Here is a 23,447-nt window from a genome sequence, read left to right as displayed (position 1 = left end):
AACCGGTGACGGTACAGCAATTCGAAGGTGCATCGGCAATTGTCAGCGGCGGTGCCGGGGGCCTGGGCGAGGCGACGGTGCGTCGGCTTCACGCCGATGGTCTGGGTGTGGTGATCGCCGATCTGGCGGCCGACAAAGGCAAGGCGCTGGCCGACGAGCTCGGCAGCAAGGCGATATTCGTCAGCACCGACGTGACAAGCGACGACAGCGTTCTCGGCGCCATCGACCAGGCCCAGCAGCTCGGTCAGCTGCGCTACGCGGTGGTGGCGCATGGCGGTTTCGGTGTCGCACAACGGATCGTGCAGCGCGACGGCAGCCCGGCCGACATGGGCGGCTTCATCAAGACCATCGACCTCTACCTGAACGGCACCTACAACATGACTCGCCTGGTGGCGGCGTCGGTGGCCACCGCGGAACCCCGCGAGGACGGTGAACGGGGTGCCATCGTGATGACCGCCTCGGTCGCGGGCTACGAAGGTCAGATCGGCCAGACCGCTTACGCCGCAGCCAAAGCCGGTGTCATCGGTTTGACCATCGCGGCCGCCCGTGACCTCAGCTCGGTAGGGATCCGCGTCAACACCATCGCGCCCGGCACCATGAAGACGCCGATCATGGAGTCGGTCGGCGAGGAAGCCATCGCGAAGTTCGCCGCCAACATCCCGTTCCCGAAGCGGCTGGGTGCGCCGTCCGAATACGCCGATGCGGCCGCCTTCCTACTCAGCAACGGTTACGTCAACGGTGAGGTCATGCGCCTCGACGGTGCACAGCGCTTCACGCCGAAATAGGCACCGAGACAACCGCCGCGGTCTGGTCGACACCCCCGCAGGCCAGACCGCGGCGGCTCACCATCTAAAGGCGGCCGTCGACTCGCAGGTCCGGATGGACCCACGACGGCGACCGCTTCTCCTTGAACGCAACGAACCCTTCGCCCGTCTCGGGCCCGAACAAGCTGGTCTGCATACCGATCCGGTCGTAGAGACCCATGTAGTTGTCCAAGCTGGCCTTGATCACTCCCCGTGCGGCCGGCGCAGTTCGGCAGCACTGCGCGAGAAGCTCCCGCGATACATCGAACAACTCGTTGTGGGGAACGACGCGTGTCACCATGCCCCAGTCCAGCGCCTCGGCAGCCGACAACGTGCGGCCGGTGAACATCAGGTCGCGGGTACGGACGGGCCCGATCATGCGCGCCAGCATCTGGCTGTAATAGGTGTCGGCGATTCCGCGGAACAGCTCAGGGACGCGGAACGTGGCTCGTTCACTGACGACGGCGAGGTCACTGCACATGGCGATCTGCAGACCGCCGCCCTGGCAGAGACCGTTGACGGCCGCGACCACCGGCTTGGCCGACTGTCGAAGGACGTCGAACGGCGTCACGTCCATACCCATCACCGAGGCGAAGTCCATCCAGTTGTCTTCACCGCGCTGACCCAGATCGCCACCGGGAGCGAAGACGTCACCCGTGCCCGTGATGAGCAAGCCCGCGAGCTCTGGATCGGCGTTGACCCGATTGATCGCATAGCGAATGCCGAAATACATCGCCGGTGTCATCGCGTTGCGGGCCGCTGGACGGTCCAAGGTGCAGATCGCGAACGCCCCTTCGCGTTCGAACCTCAGATAGGGGCTTCCGAGCCAGTCGCCGTCGGGTGGGCGGGGACCGCCTTCGAGGGTGTCGGACATGTGGATTCCCTTCCGGAGCATGGATGAGCCTGTCGACTCAAATTAGCCAAATAGTTGTATGATTCCAAACCGGCGGCGTAACATCCGTCGTGGCGCATTTCACACGCGCCTTCATCCTGAGCGCCGCGCGCCAGCGCGGCCAGCTGCCGATCATCACCGGAGGAATGCACCAATGGGTTCACTCGACGGGCGCGTCGTGTTCATCACGGGGGCTGCGCGCGGCCAGGGCCGGTCGCACGCCGTTACGTGTGCCGAGCAGGGCGCAAACATCGTCGGAATCGACATCTGTGAAGACCTCGACGTTGTGCCCTACAAGCTGGGCACCTACGAAGACCTCGAAGAGACCGCTCGCCTTGTCGAAAAGACCGGCCAGGAAATGCTTTTCCGGAAGGCGGACGTGCGTGACAAGGCCGCGCTTCAGGAAGCGTTCGACGCGGGCGTCGAGCAATTCGGCCATATCGACACGGTCATCGCCAACGCCGGCGTCATCCTCACCAACGCCGACGAGCGCGACGCTGAAGAGGCACTGCGCATCGGTATCGACATCATGCAGATCGGCGTGTGGAACGCCTTCCAGATCGCGGTCCCACACTTGAGGGAGCAAGGCGGCGGAAATCTGATCGCGACCAGCTCCATGATCGCGTTATTGGACATGACCGACGGTCGCGGTGGTTCGGACGCCTACCTCATGGCGAAGGTGGCGGTCCTGGGCCTGGTGCGTGCGTACGCGAGTCTGCTCGCCAAGGATCGCATTCGGGTGAACGCGGTGGTCCCGACCAACTGCGCCACGCCGATGATCACGGAGAACCCGGCCCTGTTCAAGGTGATCGAAGAGATGCCGCACTTGGCGAACGCGATGCAGACGGCGCTGCCGGATCTGCCGCTGATCGAACCCAGGGATGTCAGCAATGCCATCCTGTTCCTCATCTCCGACGCCGGACGGTCCTTTACCGGCAGCCACCTCAAGGTCGACGCGGGGATGGACGTACGGCGCTAGCGCGGAGGCCTATTCGTGGACTACCGAATCTCTGGCACGTCGGCGCTGGTCGTCGGCGGCAGTAAGGGCATCGGGTTCGAAGTCGCCAAAATGCTTGCCGCCGAAGGCTGCCGGGTGGCGGTGCTCGCACGGACGAAGGTCGATGTCGATATAGCGGTCGACACGATCCGCGGTGCCGGCGGCGACGCGATGGGTGTATGCGCAGACGTCGGCCAACAGGAAGCGCTCCAGAACGCACTTGCCGAGATGCGTGCGCAGATCGGACCGCCCTTGATCGTGGTCGGTCAGGCGAAATATCAGCGGCCCGGCGACTTCGCCGACATCGACGATCTGGACACCTATCGCGAATCCTTCGAGTCTCACACGATGAGCCAGATCTTCTTGCTGCGCGCCGTTCTCCCCGCGATGCGGGACGCAGGGTGGGGCCGCTTCGTACACATCGGTTCGGCCACGGCCAAGGAGCCGGCCGGAAACATTCATCATGTGGTGGCCAACACCAGCAGGCCGTCGACCATCGGACTCCTCAAGACGGTGTCCGACGAGTACGCCCGCTACGGCATCACTGTGAACACCGTGGCGCCGGGCTGGATCGAGACCGCGAACTCCGTCGCGTACCTCGAGAAGAATCTGGGCGCAGGGACGGCCGAGGCGCGGCGCGAATTCATGCTCGGCGAGGCGCGCGTTCCCGCGGCACGGATGGGCAAGGCAGACGAAATAGCCTCGCTCGTCGCGTATCTGTGTTCGGATCATGCCGGATACATCACCGGAAGCTGGATCGAGGTCGACGGCGGCCTGCACAGGTCGGCCTTCTGAGAACGGGAGAATCCATGACCACCGAGCAAGAGGATCAGGTCGACACATACGGCGCCCCGAAGCTCGAATGGGCGAAGTTGCCGATGGCGGCCGACCGAAGTGTTGGGTGGGCGGCCGCACGCGACACCGGGCCCGTCGTGTACATGGACGGCTGGTTCTATCTGACCCGTCGCGACGACGTGCTCGACGCACTGCGGAAACCGGAAGTCTTCTCGTCGAAGAAGGCGTTCGACATGCTCGGAAGTCCACTGCCGCTCGTACCGATCGCCTTCGACCCGCCCGAGCACACCCGATTCCGCCACATCCTTCAGCCGTTCTTCAGCCCCCATACGCTGGGCGAGATGCTGCCGGCATTGCAGCAACAGGCGGTCGACATCGTGGCTGCCCTCGCCGCCAGAGGCGAGTGCGAAGTGATGGCCGACATCGCGATTCCCTATCCATCGCAGGTGTTTCTGACGCTGTTCGGGCTCCCGTTGGAGGATCGTGACCGTCTTATCGCGTGGAAAGACGCCGTTATCAACCTGGCCGACCGGCCGTCGCTGGAGGGCCTGGATCTCACCCCCGCACTCGAACTGTTCTCCTACCTCACCGACGCGATCAACGAACGCCGACAGCACCCCGAGCGCGACATCCTGTCGCAGGTGCTCACCGGGGAGCACCCGCTCGACGACGCCGAGGCAATCGGCCTGAGCTACCTGTTCGTACTGGCCGGACTCGATACCGTCACGTCGTCGATGGGTTCCGCACTGCTGGAACTCGCCCGCAACCCCGAATTGCAGGCGGCGCTGCGTGGCGATCCCGAACAGATCAAGGTCTTCATCGAGGAGATCGTGCGTTTGGAACCGCCAGCGCCACTGGTGCCCAGGGTGACGACTGAGGCCGTCACCATCGGCGACGTGACACTGCCGGCCGGATCGCAGGTTCGACTGCTTTTGGGTGCGATCAACCGCGACGAAAGCGATGAGATCTCCACCAACCACGTCGTGATGGATGGGAAGGTGCACCGGCACTGGGGATTCGGCGGCGGCCCGCACCGCTGCCTGGGTTCGCACCTGGCCCGCATGGAGCTGACCTTGATCATCGATGAATGGCTGAAGCGGGTCCCCGCGTTCGAACTGGCGCCGGGTTACACTCCCGAAATCATCTTTCCGGCTAACACCTTCGTGCTCGCCAGTCTGCCGCTCCGGTTTGGCTGACCGGCGGTCAGGAGTACTTCTTCACCAGTTCCTGCTTGTACAACTTGCCTGCGTCGGTGCGGGGCAGCTGCGGCTCGAACGAGATTGAACGCGGACACTTGTAGTGCGCCAAGCGTTCTCGCAGCCAGACCAGTAGGTCTTCGCTGAACGGTTCGGTGGCATCTTCGGGATCCACCGTCTGCACAACGCCCTTCACGCTCTGACCCATCTCGTCATCGGGGACGCCGAACACCGCGGCGTCGAGCACCTTCGGATGCGTGACCAACAGGTCCTCGGCCTCCTGCGGGTAGATGTTAACACCACCGGAGATGATCATGTGGTGGCGGCGGTCAGTCAGAAACAGAAAACCGTCGGAATCCAGGTGACCGACGTCACCGACTGTCACCCAGCCGTGCCGGTCGCGCGACGCTTCCGTCTTCTCCCGGTCCTTGAGGTACTCGAAGGAGTGGCCGCCTTCGTAATAGATTTCGCCGACCTCGCCTGGCGGCAGCTCATTGCCACCCTCATCGAGGATATGAGGGACGCCGACCAAGGGACGGCCCACGGATCCCTGATGTGTGAGCCAGTCCTCGGCGCGAATGAATGACGCACCGACCGCCTCGGAGGAGGCGTAGTACTCGTCGATGATCGGGCCCCACCAATCGATCATCTGCTTCTTGATCTCCACAGGGCACGGAGCGGCGGCGTGCACCACTCTGCGCAGACTGGAGACGTCGTACGAGTCACGAACGGCACCAGGCAGTTTGAGCATCCGGACGAACATCGCCGGAACGAACTGACCGTGAGTGATGCGATATCGCTGAATGCACTCCAGCGCACGTTCGGGATCGAATTTCTCCATCACCACAGTCGTGCCGCCCATCGACTGCACGACCATCGACCAATAGGACGGTGCAGTGTGATAGAGCGGCGCCGGGTTCAAATACACGGAATCGCCGGTGATTCCGACCGCGGTCATCAGCGGCGCCAGTATGTTCGGCGCATCGGCCGGGGCGAGATGCGGGAGTTCACGGCGGATGCCCTTGGGGCGACCGGTGGTGCCCGAAGAGTACTGCAGCAGATCGCCTTCCAGCTCGTCGCTGATCGGCTCCGACGGCTGGTCGGCTACACATTCCGGGTAACGCTGCCAGCCTTCGAGATCGTCGTCAGCCATGAGCAGCAAGTCCGGGAGGCCATCGGGCAGATGCTCGCCGAGTTGTTCGCAGACCGTTCGCAGCGCGCGAGAGCCGATCACTGCCCTGGCGCCGCTGTTGTCGACGATGTAGGCCGCCTCCGCGGCGGTGAGATGGGTGTTGATCAGCGCGTAGTACAGCCCGCTGCGCCGCGCCGCCCACATCACCGCGTGAACGTGCTCGTTGTTCTCCATGATGGCCGCGACCGTGTCGCCCTCGCGCAGCCCGGCTTGCCGGAAGCAGTGCGCCAGCCGGTTGGCCCGTGCCTCCAACTCGGCGAAGCCGATCACCGTGTGTGACGGACACAGGATGATGGCCGGCTTGGCCGAGCCCACATGCTCACGGATCTGCATGGCTTTATTTTAGAAGTCGGCGGCCCATCGTCGAAGCGAAACTCTTTTCCTGCTAACGGCTTTCCCATAGAGTGATAGTCGATGCCATCAACACCGCAAGAAGATGATCTCGCCGCCACCGCCGTTGTCTGTGTGGAGTGCCAGAACGGCGTGCTGGGCCCCGAATCCGTGTTGCCCGCGCTGGCCGCTGACAGCGCGGGCCTGGTCGCAAATCTGCGCCGTCTTCTCGACGGAGCCCGCGAGCGCGGCGTCCGCGTGGTTCACGCCACCTACGAGGGATCGCTGGGCGGTGAACCGACGGGCACCGCGCGACTGTGGCGCGCGTTAGGGCCGGCTACCGCCGGCTGGGCGCCGGGCGGCACGGAAACGCAGGTCCTGCCAGAGCTTCTGGCGCCGACCGACATGGTGCTGCCGCGCCATCACGGACTGTTCCCGACCCTCGATACCGAGCTGTTGCCAGTGCTCAAGGGTCTGGGTGTGCGCACGGTTGTGCTCACCGGGGTGTCGTTGAACCTCGCGTTGCCGACCACCGCCGGCCACACGACACAGGCCGGATTCCGCCTCGTCGTTCCACGCGACGCAGTCGGCGGGACACCATTGGACTACGCAAATGGCGTGCTGGACAACACGATTGCGGTGCTTGGTCGGATCACCACAGTCGACGAACTCGTCGCCGAATGGGCCTCGAAGGACTAAACTATGCCGATGATTGTGCTCCGTTCGATGTTCGCATCTGCTGCCGCGGCCGCGACCTTTGCAAGTGCCTTGGGCGGTGCCACGGCGATAGCGTCAGCCGTGCCGGTTGACGAATCGTCGGACGCCGCAGGCTGCCAATACATATTGACGCCACCCGAACTCGTTGTGCTTCCCGGCGGCGCCAAAGCGGTCAGAGCCACCCTCAACCCGAAAACCTGTGACCCGGCGGCGCAGCCGACCGACGTCACGGTGTGCTTGTCGACACCCAACAGTCCGGGGCACTGCAAGAAGATGCCGGGATGGAGTAAAACGGAGGTCATCATCCCGGCATCCCCCGCCAGCGGCACCTTCACTGCCACCGGCGAGGGATGCTGGCAGGAGATAACGAAGTCCTTGCAGCCGGCTTGCCGCACCACCGGTCCGATCAGTTCGACGATCTGACCCAACCCTTTCGCCAATCGCCTGCTGGCGCGAGCCTTTTGGGGGTGACTCATCACCCCCCCGTCGGCGGTGTCAGCATGTCCTGCCACGTCTGCTTTCCTTTGGCTTCGCCCAGGTTTGCTTGGGTATGCGTTTGACCGTCGGGTCCGACATAGGTACCGGTGGCGGGGTCGTACTCGGCGAAAGCCACCGGCGGCGGTGCGGGTGCCGGCGCGGGCGGTACGCCCTCGACCGGGCCGCTACCCGGCGCTGACGGATCACGCGGCTGCGGAATACCCTGACCCGAGAGCGTGGCGTTCGGGTCGCCCTTCCAGTTATAACCGTCGTTGAGCGGCACGTAGTTCTCGTCGCTCTCGCACATCTTCGCCGTCGGCGCGCGCTTGCCAGGCTTCTCCACGCATGGCGAGTTTCTCGCCCCACGCACGTTCAACGGCGAGTCCTGGGGCACGCGGCAATAGAGATCGCCGACCGGCGGCGGTGGGTAGTCTTCGAACGCGGCGGCCCGCTGTTGCTGGATGGGAAGAAACCCTGTCGTGCATGCTGGCGGCAGGTTGAGGTTCAAATTGAAGCTCAGAAAGGCGCCGTTGTAATCCTGCTTGGTGTTCCGGTTGGCCACCCCGGACGCCTGAACAGCCGCCGCGCCCTGTGGCAGGAGAACCAAGAGCTGCTCGAGGTTGTCGCGATACACGGCGGCGACGTCACCAACGGTGACAAGGTTCGCCAACACGATGGGCAGCGTGGGCTGCAGCCGATCGAAGAGCGCACGAGCTTCGTCGACAGCCCCCGGCGCATCCTGCAGCACTGTCGCGAGATTGCCGTCCTGGGCGCGCAGCTCACTGGTGACCGTCGCGAGGTTCGACGCCCATGCCTGAATGGAGTCCGATGAGTCGATCTGCGAATCCAGAATCGGTTTGGATTGGTCGACAAGGGTCGTCAGGTCGTCGATGTTGGCCCGCGCGTCGATGGCCAGAGCCGTGGCGCCCTTCACGAACCGTGCCAGCTCGGGTCCCAGACCACCGAACGCGATATACGACTCGTCGACCACGGTCTTCAGGTTGTCGCGTGGAATCGCCTCCAACCCTTTGTTTGTGGCGTCCAACAGCGAGCTGATGTTCGGCGGCACCGACGTCTGTCCGACCGGTATGACAGAGCCGTCCTTCAACGGTGGACCGTCGGCACTGCGCGGAAGAAGATCGATGTACTGCTCGCCGATCGCTGACACGCTGTGCACCTCGGCGTTCACGTCCGAGGGAATCTTCACGTCCGAGTTGAGCGAAAGCACCGCCTCCGCACCGATATTGGTCAGCTGCACGGATTTCACCTGGCCGACTTGATACCCGCGGTAGGTGACGTTGCCCCGCTCGTACAGCCCGCCCGTCTGCGGCAGCTGCACCGTCACCGTGTAGCGCCCGACCCCGAACCACCGTTCCTGCAGATGCAGGACCGGGAAAAACATCAGCAAGACACCGGCGAGTGACACCAGGGACACCACGCCCAGCTGAATCCAGATTCGCCTCGTGATGTTCATGTCACGGCCCCTGATCGAAGCGGTAAGGAGCGACCAGCGGATTGCGGGCCGTATACGGGCTGGGCATCTGGCCGATGGTGCGGCCCCACTGCAATTCCAGCTCGGTCAATTCGCCTTCGGCGCGCGTGCCGGTCAAGAACGACGCGTCCAGGCGGCTGAGGGTCAGGTCGATGACGGCGGTCAAGTTCGCGTAATCGCCGCGCAACCACTTGTTCAGTGTCGGCTTGGGGAACGGGAAGGTGGCATAGAAGTCGAGCGAACGGGTGAGATCCTGGCCCGCGTTGGCCAGCGATTCCAGCACCGGCCCAAGGTCTTTGAGCTCCTTGACCAGATTTTCCTTCGTTTGGTTGACCGAATCGGCGGCCAGTGCGCTGAACTTACCGAGCTGGTCGAGCGCATCGGCGAGGGTGATCCGTTCGTCTTTGAGAATCGCGAGCGCCTGCGGAACCGTCTTCAGCGCCTTGTCGACCACAGGTTTCTGGTCGGCGATCTGACCAACCAGATTGTTCAGGCTGTCGGCCGCGGCCAGGATGTCGTCCTTTTGGTCGTTGAGGTATTTGACAAACACATCCAATTGCGACAGCAGGCTCCTGAGGTCGTCGGCACGGCCGGAGAATGCGGTGCTCAGTTCCTTCGTGATTTCCTGGATTCGGCCGACACCGCCGCCGTTCAGCAGCAACGACAGCGCACTGAGCGTCTCTTCGGTGGTCGGATAGGTGCCCGCACTCGACAGCGGGATCAGCGACCCGTTCTTGAGTTTGCCTTGCGGTGGAACCTCTTTGGGCGGGGCGAGCTCGATGTGCAGTGATCCCAGCAGGCTGGTCTGCCCGAGCTTTGCGGTGGCGTTCGCAGGCAGGTCGACGTTCCCGTCGATCGTCATCGTGACCAGCGCATGCCAGTCCTGGCGCTCGATCTTGGTGATGTTGCCGACCGTCACGTCGCCGACCCGAACCCGGGAATTCGGCTGCAGATTGACGACCTCGGGCAGTTGCGCCTTGATCGTGTAGGCCCCGGCCTCGCCGCCCGCCGTCCCAGGTAACGTTATTGAGTTGAGGCCCCGCCAGTTGGCGCAGCCCGGCACCGCCATCACCACGACGACGACGACGCCAAGCAGTATCCGCCGCAGGTGATTTCCGCTCATTGGCCACCCCCAGGCGGAACCATCATGCCGGTCAGCCCGGTGCCCGGATCAGTGGAGACCGGCGCGGGTACGGCCGGAGCGTCGCCCGGGTTGAGTGGCGGTGGATCGGGTGGCCTGGCCGGCACGAACGGCGGCTGACCGTGATTGGGATCGGCGGGCTCACCGAAGTTGGTGAAAACACTGCCCGGCGGCGGCAGGGGTCCACCGCTCGGTGGCGTTGAAGGTGCTTGCGATCCGGGCGCTTCTGCAGGCAGCGCCGGCCCCGCACCGGCGGGCGGGATGTAGTCGGGCCGCATCCAGTCTTCGCTGTAGGTGACCTCGTTGGGTCGAGCGGTCGCACCGACGAATGGGTTCAGGCCGAACGGGGGGAAGTTGTACTGGCGGTTCTTGATGATCGGCGCCAGATACTGCACGCACAGCTTCGCGGACTGCTCTGCGCCCAACCGAGAGGCGGCCTGCACTGCCCCACAGAGGAATTGAATGGGGTTGGCGAAGTTGTTCAACGCCAACGCTCCGGTCAGGGTGCCCTGCGCGGGCTGGTAGATGTTCAGGAAGTTCTGGAACGCGTTGGGTGCGACATGCAGCAACTGCTTGACCTCGTCGATGTTGTCGGCCAGGTTCTGCGTCACCGACGCGAGCTTGTCCGAGGTGGTGCCGAGGGTCTCCCTGTTCTCGGCGACGAAGCTTCTGACATCGCCGGCGACGTCAGCGAGGTCCTTCACCGCGTTGCCGACCTCGTTGGGGTCGTTGGAGATAAGCCCCGTCACGGAGGCCAGGTTTCCGTTCAGCTGCCGTAGCAGGTCGCTACTGTCGCGCAGTGCCGACACCAATATCGCCAAGTTCTTGACCGTGCCGAAAAGGCCCTTGCTGTTATCACCGAGCGCCGAAAACGCTTGCGACAGTTTGATCAACGTGTCACGGATGTTCGCGCCCTGACCGCGCAGATTGTCAGCAGCGGTGTTGATGAACGCGCCAAGGGTGCTCACGCCGCCCGGCGTGGTGGGCTGCAACGTGTCGGCGAGTCGTTCTAGCTGCTGGCGGAACGCGTCGAACTCAACCGGTACGGCGGTACGCTCCTGCGGAATCACCGCGCCGTCCTGCATCTTCGGCCCGGACTTGTAAGTCGGCGTGAGCTGGATGGCGCGAGCCGTCACCAACGCCGGCGAGAGAATGACGGCTTTGGCGTCGGCGGGCACCTTGTACTTGTCGTCGACCGAGAAGGTGATCTTGGTGCGGAACGGCTCCGGTTCGATCTTGTCTATGGAGCCGACAGGCACGCCGAGAATCACCACGTCGTCGCCCGTGTAGATGCCGTTGCTGTTGTCGAAGTATCCGACGATCGTGGTCTTGCTCGCTGCTCCACTTCGAAAGATCGTCACGCCTGCGAGGACCAACAACACCACCAGGGCTACGGCGAGCCCGATCTTTCCCGTCCGCGAGTTGAGCCTGTTCACTGGCCGTCTCCCGCCGGTGCGGGCGGCCCTGGCGGCGGGCCGAGCGGGACCGGAGTCACGTCGGCTGCTCCAGGTGCGCCGGGTCCTACCACCGCCGGGTCGCCGGGTGGCCGGCTTTGGGCGCCTGCCGGTACCTGCTCACCGGGTGCAGGCGCGTAGATCGGAAGCGGCGGCGTGGCGGTGGACTCCTGCCCCGGGGATGCCGCTGCGGGAGGTCCCGGCGGCGGGCCGCCCGGCGGCGGCGCAGGCAACGGCTCGCGGTACGGGTAACAGCCCGTCGGGCCGGGCAACGGCACTCCCGGCGGACCGCAACCCTGATCGCCGGGATTTCCGGTGATGGCGTCGGGAATCGTCAATTTCGGATCTCCACCCTGGCCGGTTCGTGGGTACGGGATCGGCAGTGCCGGCGTGCCCGGTTGCCCCACCTGTGGGTCGCTGCGTTGTGTCGGCAACAGCACGTTGGGGTCGAGGCCGAGGTCGGAGAACGCCGCGTCGACGAACGGTTGGACGAACTGTCCGGGGAACAGGTTGACCAGGTAAGCCTTGAAGAAGGGTCCCGACGAAACCGATTCACCAAGGCCAAGCGCGTACCGATTGAGTCCCTGGAGCGCCAGTTTGACCTGTTCCTTGTGGTTGTCGACGATCGCGAGCACGCCGTTGAGTTTGTCCAGAGCCGGCTTCAACTGTGTCCGGTTTTCGGCGATGAAACCCTTCAACTGCTGGCTCACGGCCGAGATGTTGTTGAAGATCTGGTCCAATGACGCGCTCTCGCTTCGCAATGCCGCGAGCAGCGCGTTCGTGTCTCGGACGAGGGTGACGATCTGGTCGCTGCGCTCCGAGAGCACTGCAGTCGCCTTGTTGGCATTGGACAACAAGCTTCGTAGCTGCGCGTCACGCTCGTCCAGGGTCTGCGTGAACCGACCCACCCCTTCCACCGCGGCGCGCACGTCCGGTGGTGTGTCGGCGAATGTCTCCGACAACATCTTCAGCGAATCCGACAACTGGTTCGTGTCCAGGCCGCTGATGGCGGTGGTGAGGTCTCCGATGGCATCGGGCAGCTGATAGGCGGGCGTCGTCCTCTCGAGGGGGATCGGACCGGACAGCCGGCCATCCCCGCGCGGGGTGATCTCGAGGATCTTGCTGCCCAATGCGCTTCGTGTCTTCACCGCCGCTTCGCTGCGCTCGCCGAGCCGGATGTCGTCGTCGACCTTGAAGGTCACCAGCACGCGCGAGTCATCGAGCGTGATGTCTTCGACCTTGCCCGCGGCGAACCCACTCACCCGCACATCGGCGCCCGACAGCAGACCACCGGCCTCTGCGAAGTACGCCGAATACTCCTTGCCCACCGACAGGCCCGGCAGCTTGTCGTAATTAACCGCGCCGAGAGCCACAGCGACGGACAGAGTGAGGCCGATGGCACCGATGATGAGTGGGTTGCGCTCTTGAAAGGACTTCATCGCGGAGTGCACCTCCCCGTGTCCTGGCCGGCCAACTTCACGTACACCGGTTGGCCGCCCTTCCCGTTGAGCTTGAGCACGAGATCACACAGGTAGAAGCTGAAGAAGTCGCCGTAGAGGCCCTGACGGTTCAGAATCCGATATGAGTCCGGCAGCGTATCGAGCAGATTGTTGACGTAGTCGGCGTCCGCGACGATGTTGCCTGCCAGCCGGTCCGCTTCGGTCACGACCTTCTTCAAGGGCGGCCGCGCCTGCTGCAGGAGGTCCGCGACAGACCCCGCGGCCGCATTGGCGTACGCCACACCGTTGGTGATGTCCTGCTTTCGTTCGGCCAGGCCTTGCACCAGCTGTGACAACGAGCCGACGGCCTTGCCGAACTGCTCTTTCTGGTCGCCGAGGGATCCCAATACCGTATTGAGGTTGACGATGACCTGTCCGATCAGCTGATCCCGGTCGGCCAGAGTGTTGGTCAGCGAAGCAGTCTGACTCAAAAACGAGCTGATCGTCGCGCCCTGGCCTTGAAACGCCTCGATGAGCTGGCCGGTCAGCGCATTGACCTGATCGGGGCTCAGGGCGTTGAAGAGCGGACGGAATCCTCCGATCAAGGCGTCGAGATCGAGTGCGGGCTCCGTTCGCTCCAGCGGTATCGTGTCGCCCGCGTTCAGCTTCCTCGTTCCGCCTGCGCCTTCCTCGAGCGCAACGAACCGGTCCCCGGTGAGGTTCTCGTAGCGGATCGCTACCCTGCTGCCCTCGGTGAGCACCACCGACTTGTCAGCGGCGAACTCGACGTCCACCGTGGCGTCGTCTCGGACCTTGATGCCCTTGACCTTCCCGACCTCGACTCCGGCGATACGCACGAAGTCGTCGGTCTCCAGTCCCGAGACGTTCTTGAAGACGGCGTTGTACTTGTTTTGTTCGTCGAAGCGCAACTGTCCGAAGACCGCCACCGTCACAAACCAGCCCAGCGTGCACACAACCAGGAATATGGCGATGCGCACGAGGGTGCCGCGCAAGCTACCCATGATGGCGGTGGTCTCTCATCGTCTGCTTTCTCATCTGGCTGGTCTGGTCAGGGCGCCGGGGTGACCGGCCCCGGTGGTATGGGGGGCGGTGGATTCGGTTGCACCTGTGCGGGATAGGGCACCACGAACGGCTCTTCTCCCGCCCGGGGTCCCGGTTCCTTTGGTTGCCCCGGCGGTGGCGCGGGCGGCAAACCCGGGTAGAGCGGGGTGCCGTCCGGTGCATATTGCTGCGCACCGTACGGCGGGGCCCCGGGGTACGGGATCGGTCCCGGTGCCGGCGGTCCGATGCGATTCATGGTCGGCGGTTGCGGCACCCCACGGGTGAACGGGAAGTAATTCCCGTAGCCCGGGAAGCCGATGCCCGGATTCGGCCGAATGTCCACGCCGGTGCCCCACCCGGTGTTGGTGATCAGCTGGCGTTGCGGCCAGTTCTGAGCGACATCGGGCAGCGAACCGCAGCCTGGCTTGCCGCCGGGACCGCCCTTCGCGCCGTTGATCGGTAGGTTGTCCGGGTACTTGTACTGGTCGTCACCGAACAGCAACGCCACGTCGAGGATGACCGACTTACCGGTGCTGCCGCCCGCGACGTTCTCGAACCCGAAGTCGATGACGTTCTTGCCGCCGGTGAACAGACACGTCAGTTCCGGGTTGTATTTCATCAGCAGACTGGTCGTGGAATCGAGCACGTTGACCGCGTGGATCAGATTGTCCTTGCTGGGACCGAGGACGTTGACGCCGCTGTTCGACAGCCCGATGACGTTGAGCAACAGCGAGTCGAGTTGCTTCGCGTGGTTGGTGATCGTGGTACTGGTGGTGCTGGCCGCGTCGAGCACGGTGATGATGTTCTGCGCCGCCGCGCTGTAGGTGTCGCTGAACCCCTTGACCGCCTTCCAGTCCTGGCGGATCGTCTCGCTGCGGGGATTGAGTTGCATCAGCACCTCATTACCGGCGGTGATCGCTTCGCCGAGCCTCTCGCCTTGGCCACGCACGCCCTCGGCCAGCGCGGACAGCACGGCGTTCAGCTTGGCGGTGTCCACCTGCTGGAGCACTCCGACGAGATTCTCGAACACGGTGTTGACCTCGGTCGCGACGTTCCGCGCCCTGAGCACCTCACCCGCCGAGAGCCGCTTGGCGCTCGGGTCATCCGGGACGACGAGATCGACGAACTTGTTGCCGAACGCCGTCGTCGCCTTGATCTCCGCCTCGACGTTGGCCGGAATGTACTTCACCTGATCGGAGTTGATCTCCAGTTTCAGGCCAACCGGCGGGTTCCCCTTCGAGATATCGTCCACCCGGCCGACCACGACGCCCCGCAGCTTCACATCGTTACCGGTTTCCATGATCAATCCCGAGCGATCGGACATCACCGTGACCGGGATGGAGGACCGGTAGCTGCCGGTGAACAAGACGCCGTCGAGCACTACCAGCCCAACAAGCGTGACGATCAACCCGAGGGTCCACCATGCCGGGTGGATGCCTGATTCCCCCGCTCGTTTTTTGGTTCGCGCTGCTGCCGCCATCCCGCTACCCGGAAATATTCAGGCCGCCGCCTTGGCCGTAAATGCCCAGCGCGACGAACAGGAGAACGACGATGACGGCGACCAGGGATGCGCGAACCGCGCGACCGACGGCCTCGCCCACCCCCGCGGGCCCGCCCGATGCGGTGTAACCGTAATAAGTGTGTATCAGCATCACGATGGTCGCCATTCCGATTGCCTGGGTGAAGGACAGCACTACGTCCGTAGGGTTCAAAAAAGTGTCGAAGTAGTGGTCGTAGACGCCCGTCGACTGCCCGTAACCAAGAACTGTGCCGAAGCGGGTCGCGAGGTAGGCGGCCATCAGCCCGAGGCAGTACAGCGGGATCGCCAGCACGACTCCGGCCACCAATCGGGTGGAGCAGAGGTAGCTGACTGTGCGGACACTGATGACTTCGAGGGCGTCGATCTCCTCGTTGATCCGCATCGCCCCCAGCTGCGCCGTGCAGCCGGCACCGATCGTGGCGGCCATCGCGATCCCGACCACGGCGGGAGCGGCGAAGCGGGTGTTGATGTACGCAGATGCGAAGCCGCTCAGCGCCTCCACCCCGATGTTGGCCAGTGAACCGTAGAGCTGTACGGCGACCAGTGAGCCGACCTGCGAGGTCAGGAAGACGACGACCACAATGGTGCCGCCGATGAGAGCCATCGCTCCGACGCCCAGGCCCATCTGAGCGATCTGGCGCAGCAGCTCCACCCTGTAATAGATCCAGACATCCTTGATGCCGACAATCGTCTTGCCGAAGAATTGGGTCTGCTCGCCGACCTTGTTCCAGCCGTCGGCCCAATTCCGGGCGGTGCGTTGAATCCGCGGCGCGATGGCGCGCGCTGGGGTGCTCACAGGGTCGCCTTCACGCCGACGATCGTCGTGATCGTGCCGATGAGGAACAGAACCAGGAACGTGAAAACGACAGTCTCGTTGACGGCGGTACCGACGCCCTGCGGGCCGCCGCCCACCGAGAGCCCCTTGTAACAGGCGATCAGGCCGGCGAAGAAGCCGAACAAGATTGCCTTGCACAGGGTGATGATCAACTCGGGTATTCCGACCAGCAGGGTCAGGCTGGCGACGAAGGCGCCGGGCGTGACGCCCTGAAGAAAGACCGAGAAAAAGAAGCCGAAGGTCAAGCCCACCACAATCACCAACGACGTCAGCATGGTCGCGACGAGCGTTGCTGCCAGCACTCGCGGCACCACCAACCGGTGAATCGGATTGATGCCGAGTACACGCATCGCGTCGATCTCTTCACGAATGGTGCGCGAACCGAGGTCGGCGCACATAGCCGTCGCCCCGGCGCCCGAGATCACCAGCACCGTGATGATGGGACCGATATAGAGGACCGCACCGAGTGCAGCCGCGGCGCCGGATGCGTCGGCCGCGCCGATCTCGATCAGGAGCAGGTTGAGGATGAACGCGGTCAACACCACGAATGGGATCGCCATCAGGATGAGCGGTAGGACGGATACCCGCGCAACGAACCAGGTCTGCAGGACGAACTCACGGAAGGGGAAGTTCGGCTTGAACATCTGGACCATTGCGTCCATCGACATTGCGAAGAAGTCGCCGACGGACCGCAGCGGCTTGGCTACATCCCACTGCTTGTGTCCTGCCACTAGCGGATCTCCCCGTCCCCTTCGGCAGGATTAGCAGCCCCGGCGGTGGCACACTTCATAGACTGCGAATCCCCTCCATCAAGCTCGGCGACTGCCCCGCCCAGAGTGATTCAAGGCACAGGCGACTGCCGACAAACCGTACACCAACTTTTTCGGCCATAGCAACAACTCGGCGGCATTTATAGCATTAACGGCTCAGTTCACCTAGTTCGATAGGTCAGGTTTGCTCTGTTTGTATGCGACAGATCCGCGGGGAACGTCTCACCGGTCGATACCAGCGAAAAGTGTCTGCCGTTGAGCCAAGGACCGTGTCGCTCGACAACTCAGCCGTTTGACCATCAGTACAGTTGAGAGCACTGGCATTGCGCGATTCGACGCGTGACCAACGACCTCGGACCACATGTACGCACCCTGGCGAACTACAGGCGTCGACGGCCACATGTTGTCGCTTGGTGTTTGCTGACTGTTTCGGGCTTCGCGATCTACCTCCAAGGGCGAGAAATTCGTAGCAAGAATAGCGGCGGACAAACGATTGCTGCTGATCCACCTAATAATGGCGTTTGAACCCGCCCTATTGGATTGACGGTGTATTTGACCAACGCTTTATCGGTCCGCTAATGAATTAGATTTACCGCAGCGTCGAATTGCCGCATCAATTAGGCACCAATCGTCCAGAGGAACAGGCGTGCTGTCCGGCGTTCGGCGGATCGCCTCAGGCCACAACCGTGACATCGCACCAAAGTCGGCCCGCTGAGCACGGCGGCCGCGGGCCGCGTCGGCAGCCGGAGGGCATAAATCGTCCCCACGGTTACCATTACCGACCATCCTCCGACGCAGAGAGTGCAAATCAAGCGGGTTCCGCGCAAATAACATCTAAAGATCTATCTATATAGCTAATTAGAAACTGTTGCCAGCCAAAAGCCCGACGCTGAGGCGGTCGCTTCATAAACAGGCCTTTCGGCCCCGACTCGGTTGCTCGGCGGCCGGAGCGTGCGGACCAAGTGCCGAGTGAGCCTCTCATCCGGAGCTCGCTTCGATCCGGGCAACAGCGTGCCTATCATCTGGCAGCGGTGTCCGTCCGACGCGGCGCCCCGGGATGTAGACTTACATATCTTACTAAGTAAGCGATCTCTCCGACTCAGGATGTGACGGCACGATGAAGTGGGGACTACCTTGGCCGGGACAGCAGCTGGCAGCAGCGGCGGAGGCTGCAGGCGCCGGCGCCTTCTGCGCCGGTGAATTCGCCGATCTCAGCGCATATGTGACCGCTACCGAGATGGCGCACGCCACGTCGACCGCGATGATCGGTCCTGGCATCGCCTACGCCTTCGCCCGATCACCGTTTGTGCACGCCGCATCGGTACGGCATCTGTCGAAGCATGCCGCGGGGCGGGTATTTCTCGGCCTCGGGGCAGGCACCTCACGGATGAACCGGGACTGGTTCGGCGTCGACTCCGCCCACCCGGCACCGCGGATGGCCGAGCTGATCGACGTGATCAGAGCTTTCTTGCACGCGGAGAATGGCGAGCGCATCCGATATGACGGCGACTTCTACTCCATTGACGCCGACATCCGCGCTCCCGTGTTCGGCCGACTGGACGTGCCGATCCTGATCGGCGCCTTCAACAAGATCATGATCCGAACCGCAGGCCGCACCGCTGACGGAATCCTCGGACATGGGCTGTTCACCGACCGCTGGTGGGAGGAGGTCGTCGATCCCGAGCTCGCCCGTGGCGCCGACGGCGCCGGCCGCGAGCCGGACAACCTTCGGCGGTGGGGCTGGCTGATCACAGCGATCGACGATGCCGATCCGAAGCGTGCCGTCACCGAGGCACGCCTGCAGATCGCCTTCTACCTGACCGTGCGGACGTACGACTCGCTGGTCGAGTTGCACGGCTGGCAGGACGAAGTCGCCGCAATCCGCACCGATTTCCGGAACGGGCGCCCGAAGGCCATGGCCGACCACGTCACCGACGACATGTTGTGGGCTGTGGCGATCTGCGGCGACGCCGCGCAGGCCCGCGACATGCTCGCGCACCGCAAGCGGCTACCCGACACGGCGTTCTTCGGCGCGCCGAGCTTTCTGGTCGGCCGCCGCCGACGTGCGGAGTACGACGCGGCCGCTGTTCGATTGGCGTCCGAGCTGCACTGAGGCGCAATGTCATCGGCCGATCCGGCGTCACACATGGTTTACTGAGTAGTACAACTGCAAGCAGTAGGAGGCCACCGTGTCTCGACCCGAACCGCTCGCTCCGATGATCTCACCCGAGACGGCATCTGGCGCCGTGCGATCCCCCAAGACAGCGGAGTTGGTCGCGCGGACATTGCGCCGGATGGTGGTCGAAGGCCAACTCAAGGATGGCGACTTCCTGCCGCACGAGGCAGAACTGATCACGCATTTCCAGGTCAGCCGGCCGACGCTGCGCGAAGCGGTGCGAGTGCTGGAGTCCGAGCGGCTCGTCGAGGTCCGCCGTGGCTCGCGGACGGGTGCCAAAGTTCGGGTGCCGGGCGCCGAGATTGTGGCGCGACCTGCGGGGCTCTTGCTGGCCCTGTCCGGTGCCACGCTGGCAGACGTGATGACCGCACGCACCGCGATCGAACCCGCGGCGGCCAAACTGCTCGCCGAGGACGGCACCGCCGAATCCCACGAGGAATTGGCCCGCCTGATAGACGACATTCCCGAAGCGTGGCAGGCGGGCAGGCTGGGGCCTGCAACCGCGAATCTGCACCGCCGCATGGTCGAACTGTCGGGCAACGCGACGCTGGGGATGATTGCCGGAATGCTTCACGAGATCAGCGAACGGCATACTGCCGCAGCCTTTTTGGGCGTCCAAAACGTGGTGCCAAAGGCTCAGTACAACAAAGTGGTGAAGTCCTACCACCGATTGGTGGACCTCGTCACGGCCCGCAAGGGCGCCGAGGCCGAGACGCATTGGCGCCGCCACATGGAGGCGGCCAGTGCCGCCCTGCTCAAGGGCCACGAGAAGACCAAGGTCCGCGACATCATGGACTGAGGGCTGCGACTCCGACGCCGCCTTCGCCGCCTCTTTTGTGATCCAGGTCTCGCATCCTGTCTCGATTCCTGATACTTTGTGATTCGTACGTCGCAAAAGTGCATCACTTGATGTCTGTAATCGCAGGGAGCTCCGTGACCAAGCCACTAGGCGGCATCCGAGTACTCGAGGTTGCGCAATTCACGTTCGTGCCGTCCGCGGGCGCCGTGCTCGCCGATTGGGGCGCAGAGGTGGTGAAGGTCGAGCATCCGGTGACCGGTGACGCGCAGCGCGGTCTGGTGAAGGTGCTGGGCAGGGCCGCCACTGCGGAGGGGTCCTCGTTCGCGCCGATCATGGAGGCGCCCAACCGCGGCAAGCGCAGTGTCGGTCTCGCTCTCGACAACGACGACGCGCGACCTGTGCTCGAGGAACTCATCCGCCGCAGCGACGTTTTCCTGACCAACTATCTGCCGTCGGTGCGCACCAAGCTGCACATCGACGTCGAAGACGTCCGTCGCATCAATCCCGACATCATCTATGTCGCAGGCAGCGGATTCGGAATGAACGGACCGGACCGAGACGCCGGCGCCTATGACGCGACGGCGTTCTGGCGCGCGGCGGCAGCGCCGACGGCGTCACCCCGCCGAGCGCCGACTCGGTGTCCTTCATGCCGGCCGGGGCCTACGGAGACAACATCGGCGGCCTGGCGATCGCGGGCGGGGTCGCCGCTGCGCTCTACGGTCGACGTGTCACCGGTGAGCCGGCCGTCCTCGACGTGTCTCTGCTGGCCGTCGGTGCCTGGACGACCCAGTTCAGCGTCAACATGGCGATGTTGATGGGCGGACCGTTACCGAAGTTCGAACGCAAGACGCAGGCCCCTGGCAATCCTCTCACCGGGGCCTACCGCACCGCCGACGATCGTTTCGTTCAACTGTCGATGCTGCAGCCAACGCGCTACTGGCCGGAGTTCTGTCGGCTGATGGGGCTGGCTGACTACGCCGAGGACCCGAGATTCACATCGATGGAATCGATGGCCGCCAATGCCGAGGAAGCCTACGAGCTCGTCGCGGAGGCGATCGGCAAGTTGACGTATTCCGAGTGCAAGAAGGTGCTCGATCGCGGCACCGGACAGTGGGCGCCCGTCCAGGACGCCTGGGAGCTGGCCAACGACGAAGCACTGATCGCCAATGGCCGAATCGCCGATATCGTTGATGCGGAGGGCAATTCACAGAAGCTGGTCGCTAGCCCCGTGAAGTTCGGAGACGAGCCCGTCGCGATGTCACGGGCCCCGCAGTTCGCCGAACACACCGACGACGTGCTACGCGAACTCGGCCTGAGCGACGACGAGCTCATCGAACTCAAGATCTCCGGAGCGATCACATGAGCGGTCAATCGTGACGGCCGTCGACATCACGTCGACAGACGACGGCACCGTCAAGGACCGGCTGATCCGCGCCGCGGACGCGGAGATCGTCACCCGTGGAATCGCCGCCGTGCAGATGGAATCCATCGCCAGGAGCGCGGGAGTGTCTCGTGCCACCGCATTCCGTCAGTTGGGCAGCGTCTCAGAGCTCCTGGTTCAGGTGGCACTGCTGCGGGCCCGTCGGCACGTGGCGGAGGTGAAGACCCTGATGGCAGGAAAAGTGGGAGCGTTCGCGAAGCTCGAGGCGGCAATGGTGTACACCACGCGCGAACTTCCCACCGATCCGTCGATATCCGCGCTCATCGCGCAGCATTCCTCATCTGTTCACGACCCCAACGTGCACCAGGTCGCGGTCGACGCCGTGGGACCGGTGCTCGAGGAAGGCCGGCGAAACGGCGAGGTGCGCGACGACCTGGAGATCGACGAACTCGTCGACTTCCTGGTGGAGCAGACCTACATCGCGGCGGAGGAGCCCGATCGGTCAGCAGATGAGGTGCGACGGCGCTTCCGCCACTTCATCATCCCCGCCCTTGCCGCATTGGGCGGTCCAGGGGGTGAACATGTGTCCCGGACAAGGGAAGTCGAGGATGCGGTCCACACCGCGATCGAGGCATTACACAATCTCTCCGACCAAATGCAGCGTGGTCGGCCGCAATGATGTTGCCCTACCTGTCAATACGAGATGGTATGGCGGCCCGCCGCCATCGGAAAGGAAGAGTGTGAGCGAGACCCAGCCCATGCAGTGTCCGGTCGAGAAGAACGTGGATCTCAACTCGCCGTCGGCTCCAGCCTTGACGCACTTCGGCATGCTGGACGCCACCCAGGATGATTTGCGGCCGGTGTTCCGCAACACCGAGGGGCCCGGCTACTGGATGTTCACCGATTACGAAACCATCCTCGATGGTTTGCAGCATCCCGACCTCTGGTCGAGCAGCGTCATCGTGCCGTCGGATCCGAACCCTCCATACAAGTGGATCCCGATCATGATCGATCCCCCCGACCACGCCAAGTGGCGACATGTTCTGGCCGAATACTTCTCCCCCGGGCTCGTCAAGAGCCTGCGTGACGAGCAACATCAGCTCGCCGGCGAACTAATCGAAAAGGCTGCGGCGCAAGGCTCTTGCGATTTCGTGACGCAGGTGGCGCGCGTGTTCCCGTCCATCGTGTTCACCCGCCTGATGGGTATGCCAGAAGATCAGCTCGACGAATTCCTGGTGTGGGAGGACAAGATTCTGCACACCACCGGTTCGGACGACGAGGCGAACGCCACCCGGCTCGACGGCATGATGGCTGTGATGGGTTATTTCTCGGGCCTGGTCGAACAGCGTCGCGCCAACCCCGATCCGGATGCCCACGACATCGTCAGCAACGCCATCCGCTGGGAGATCGACGGCGAGCAGATCAACGACACCGACTTGTTGAATTGTCTGTTGCTGCTGTTCATGGCGGGTCTCGACACCGTGGCGAGCCAGCTGTCATATACCATGTTGCACTTGGCGACCCATCCGGCCGACCGGGCACGAATCGTTGAGGATCCGACGATCATTCCCAAAGCGGTCGAGGAACTGGTGAGGGCCTATCCGATCGTGCAGACGGCCCGAAAAGCGACCCGCGACATGGATTTTCACGGCTGTCCCGTGAAAGCCGGCGACATGGCCTCGTTCCCGATGGCTGCGGCAGGCCGTGATGAGAATATGTACACCGACGCGCGAAAAGTCGACTTCGACCGCGGCGTCACCCGTCACCTGTCGTTCGGCGGTGGACCGCACCGCTGCCTCGGTTCACACCTCGCCCGTCAGGAGATGGCAGTGGTGCTCGAGGAGTGGCATCGCCGGATCCCCGACTACGAGCTGGCCGAACAGGCTATCGAGCACGGCGGCCAAGTGTGGGGTCTGAACTCACTCAAGCTCAGATGGAATACCTGAGCGACTCTTGAGC

At 63.7% G+C, this 23,447-nt stretch carries 20 protein-coding genes and 1 pseudogene; 10 read left to right on the top strand and 11 right to left on the bottom strand.

The window, feature by feature from the left end; all coding sequences use genetic code 11:
• Positions 1–5 precede the first annotated feature (5 nt).
• Entirely contained in the window at positions 6–785 is a 780-nt protein-coding gene (locus QOC76_RS23200) for an SDR family oxidoreductase (RefSeq protein ID WP_526360802.1), read from the top strand.
• A 64-nt stretch (positions 786–849) separates the two neighbouring features.
• On the opposite strand, the gene QOC76_RS23195 is transcribed toward QOC76_RS23200, so the two are convergent.
• Positions 850–1,677 (bottom strand): enoyl-CoA hydratase/isomerase family protein, encoded by an 828-nt coding sequence (locus tag QOC76_RS23195; RefSeq protein WP_526360800.1) that lies wholly within the window; start codon positions 1,675–1,677, stop codon positions 850–852.
• 172 nt (positions 1,678–1,849) lie between these two features.
• Here QOC76_RS23195 and QOC76_RS23190 point away from each other — a divergent pair, with 172 nt between their 5' ends.
• The 3 genes from QOC76_RS23190 to QOC76_RS23180 are packed head-to-tail and all read left to right on the top strand — an operon-like array spanning position 1,850 to position 4,683.
• The gene (locus QOC76_RS23190) at positions 1,850–2,674 is read left to right on the top strand and encodes a mycofactocin-coupled SDR family oxidoreductase (protein WP_526360798.1); all 825 of its coding nucleotides are present in this window, start codon (positions 1,850–1,852) and stop codon (positions 2,672–2,674) included.
• A 15-nt stretch (positions 2,675–2,689) separates the two neighbouring features.
• Complete coding sequence (locus QOC76_RS23185) at positions 2,690–3,487, top strand: SDR family oxidoreductase (RefSeq protein ID WP_526360796.1); 798 nt, start codon at positions 2,690–2,692, stop codon at positions 3,485–3,487.
• A 14-nt stretch (positions 3,488–3,501) separates the two neighbouring features.
• Positions 3,502–4,683: a cytochrome P450 gene (locus tag QOC76_RS23180; RefSeq protein WP_526360794.1), complete on the top strand. Its 1,182-nt coding sequence runs from the start codon at positions 3,502–3,504 to the stop codon at positions 4,681–4,683.
• A gap of 7 nt (positions 4,684–4,690) precedes the next feature.
• On the opposite strand, the gene fadD4 is transcribed toward QOC76_RS23180, so the two are convergent.
• Entirely contained in the window at positions 4,691–6,208 is a 1,518-nt protein-coding gene (gene fadD4, locus QOC76_RS23175; protein ID WP_526360792.1) for a fatty-acid--CoA ligase FadD4, read from the bottom strand.
• 81 nt (positions 6,209–6,289) lie between these two features.
• On the opposite strand from fadD4, the gene QOC76_RS23170 reads away from it, so the two are divergent.
• Positions 6,290–6,904: a cysteine hydrolase family protein gene (locus QOC76_RS23170; RefSeq protein WP_526360790.1), complete on the top strand. Its 615-nt coding sequence runs from the start codon at positions 6,290–6,292 to the stop codon at positions 6,902–6,904.
• On the opposite strand, the gene QOC76_RS23165 is transcribed toward QOC76_RS23170, so the two are convergent.
• Genes QOC76_RS23165 through QOC76_RS23125 form a run of 9 tightly spaced genes read right to left on the bottom strand, consistent with a single transcriptional unit; the run spans position 6,901 to position 17,030 of the window.
• Positions 6,901–7,434, bottom strand: a complete 534-nt coding sequence (locus tag QOC76_RS23165) for a hypothetical protein (protein WP_526360788.1) — start codon at positions 7,432–7,434, stop codon at positions 6,901–6,903. The two genes, QOC76_RS23170 and QOC76_RS23165, sit on opposite strands and share 4 nt — an antisense overlap.
• The gene (locus tag QOC76_RS23160; protein ID WP_526360786.1) at positions 7,398–8,873 is read right to left on the bottom strand and encodes an MCE family protein; all 1,476 of its coding nucleotides are present in this window, start codon (positions 8,871–8,873) and stop codon (positions 7,398–7,400) included. The genes QOC76_RS23165 and QOC76_RS23160 overlap by 37 nt, the downstream gene beginning before the upstream one ends.
• Before the next feature lies 1 nt (position 8,874).
• A complete protein-coding gene (locus QOC76_RS23155; protein ID WP_526360835.1) occupies positions 8,875–9,960 on the bottom strand; it encodes an MCE family protein in 1,086 nt (361 codons plus the stop codon).
• A 50-nt stretch (positions 9,961–10,010) separates the two neighbouring features.
• A complete protein-coding gene (locus tag QOC76_RS23150; RefSeq protein WP_526360784.1) occupies positions 10,011–11,468 on the bottom strand; it encodes an MCE family protein in 1,458 nt (485 codons plus the stop codon).
• Positions 11,465–12,925, bottom strand: coding sequence for an MCE family protein (locus QOC76_RS23145; RefSeq protein WP_526360782.1), 1,461 nt, complete (start codon positions 12,923–12,925; stop codon positions 11,465–11,467). Before QOC76_RS23145 ends, QOC76_RS23150 begins: the two co-directional genes overlap by 4 nt.
• On the bottom strand, positions 12,922–13,950 hold the full coding sequence (locus tag QOC76_RS23140; protein ID WP_526360833.1) for an MCE family protein: 1,029 nt from the start codon (positions 13,948–13,950) through the stop codon (positions 12,922–12,924). The genes QOC76_RS23145 and QOC76_RS23140 overlap by 4 nt, the downstream gene beginning before the upstream one ends.
• A 44-nt stretch (positions 13,951–13,994) precedes the next feature.
• Positions 13,995–15,467 carry an MCE family protein gene (locus QOC76_RS23135; protein WP_526360780.1) on the bottom strand — a complete coding sequence of 491 codons (1,473 nt, stop codon included), beginning with the start codon at positions 15,465–15,467 and terminating at the stop codon, positions 13,995–13,997.
• A 4-nt stretch (positions 15,468–15,471) separates the two neighbouring features.
• On the bottom strand, positions 15,472–16,323 hold the full coding sequence (locus QOC76_RS23130; RefSeq protein ID WP_526360778.1) for an MlaE family ABC transporter permease: 852 nt from the start codon (positions 16,321–16,323) through the stop codon (positions 15,472–15,474).
• Positions 16,320–17,030, bottom strand: a complete 711-nt coding sequence (locus QOC76_RS23125) for an MlaE family ABC transporter permease (protein ID WP_526360831.1) — start codon at positions 17,028–17,030, stop codon at positions 16,320–16,322. The genes QOC76_RS23130 and QOC76_RS23125 overlap by 4 nt, the downstream gene beginning before the upstream one ends.
• 1,219 nt (positions 17,031–18,249) lie before the next feature.
• Between QOC76_RS23125 and QOC76_RS23120 the strand changes: the two genes are divergently transcribed.
• The 5 genes and pseudogenes from QOC76_RS23120 (at position 18,250) to QOC76_RS23100 (ending at position 23,434) form a co-directional block, all read left to right on the top strand.
• Positions 18,250–19,245, top strand: coding sequence for an LLM class flavin-dependent oxidoreductase (locus tag QOC76_RS23120; RefSeq protein WP_526360776.1), 996 nt, complete (start codon positions 18,250–18,252; stop codon positions 19,243–19,245).
• Positions 19,246–19,321: 76 nt separating this feature from the next.
• Positions 19,322–20,107, top strand: a complete 786-nt coding sequence (locus QOC76_RS23115) for a FadR/GntR family transcriptional regulator (RefSeq protein WP_526360774.1) — start codon at positions 19,322–19,324, stop codon at positions 20,105–20,107.
• A gap of 134 nt (positions 20,108–20,241) precedes the next feature.
• Positions 20,242–21,470 (top strand): annotated as a pseudogene (locus QOC76_RS23110) (CaiB/BaiF CoA transferase family protein).
• Between the two features lie 10 nt (positions 21,471–21,480).
• Complete coding sequence (locus QOC76_RS23105; protein ID WP_526360772.1) at positions 21,481–22,167, top strand: TetR/AcrR family transcriptional regulator; 687 nt, start codon at positions 21,481–21,483, stop codon at positions 22,165–22,167.
• A gap of 79 nt (positions 22,168–22,246) precedes the next feature.
• Positions 22,247–23,434 carry a cytochrome P450 gene (locus tag QOC76_RS23100; protein ID WP_526360829.1) on the top strand — a complete coding sequence of 396 codons (1,188 nt, stop codon included), beginning with the start codon at positions 22,247–22,249 and terminating at the stop codon, positions 23,432–23,434.
• Positions 23,435–23,447: the final 13 nt, after the last annotated feature.

The sequence above is a fragment of the Mycobacterium sp. genome, assembly GCF_032159565.1.
Classification (GTDB): domain Bacteria; phylum Actinomycetota; class Actinomycetes; order Mycobacteriales; family Mycobacteriaceae; genus Mycobacterium.
Note: the sequence above shows the minus strand (reverse complement) of the source record. Positions and strands in the feature narration are given on the sequence as shown.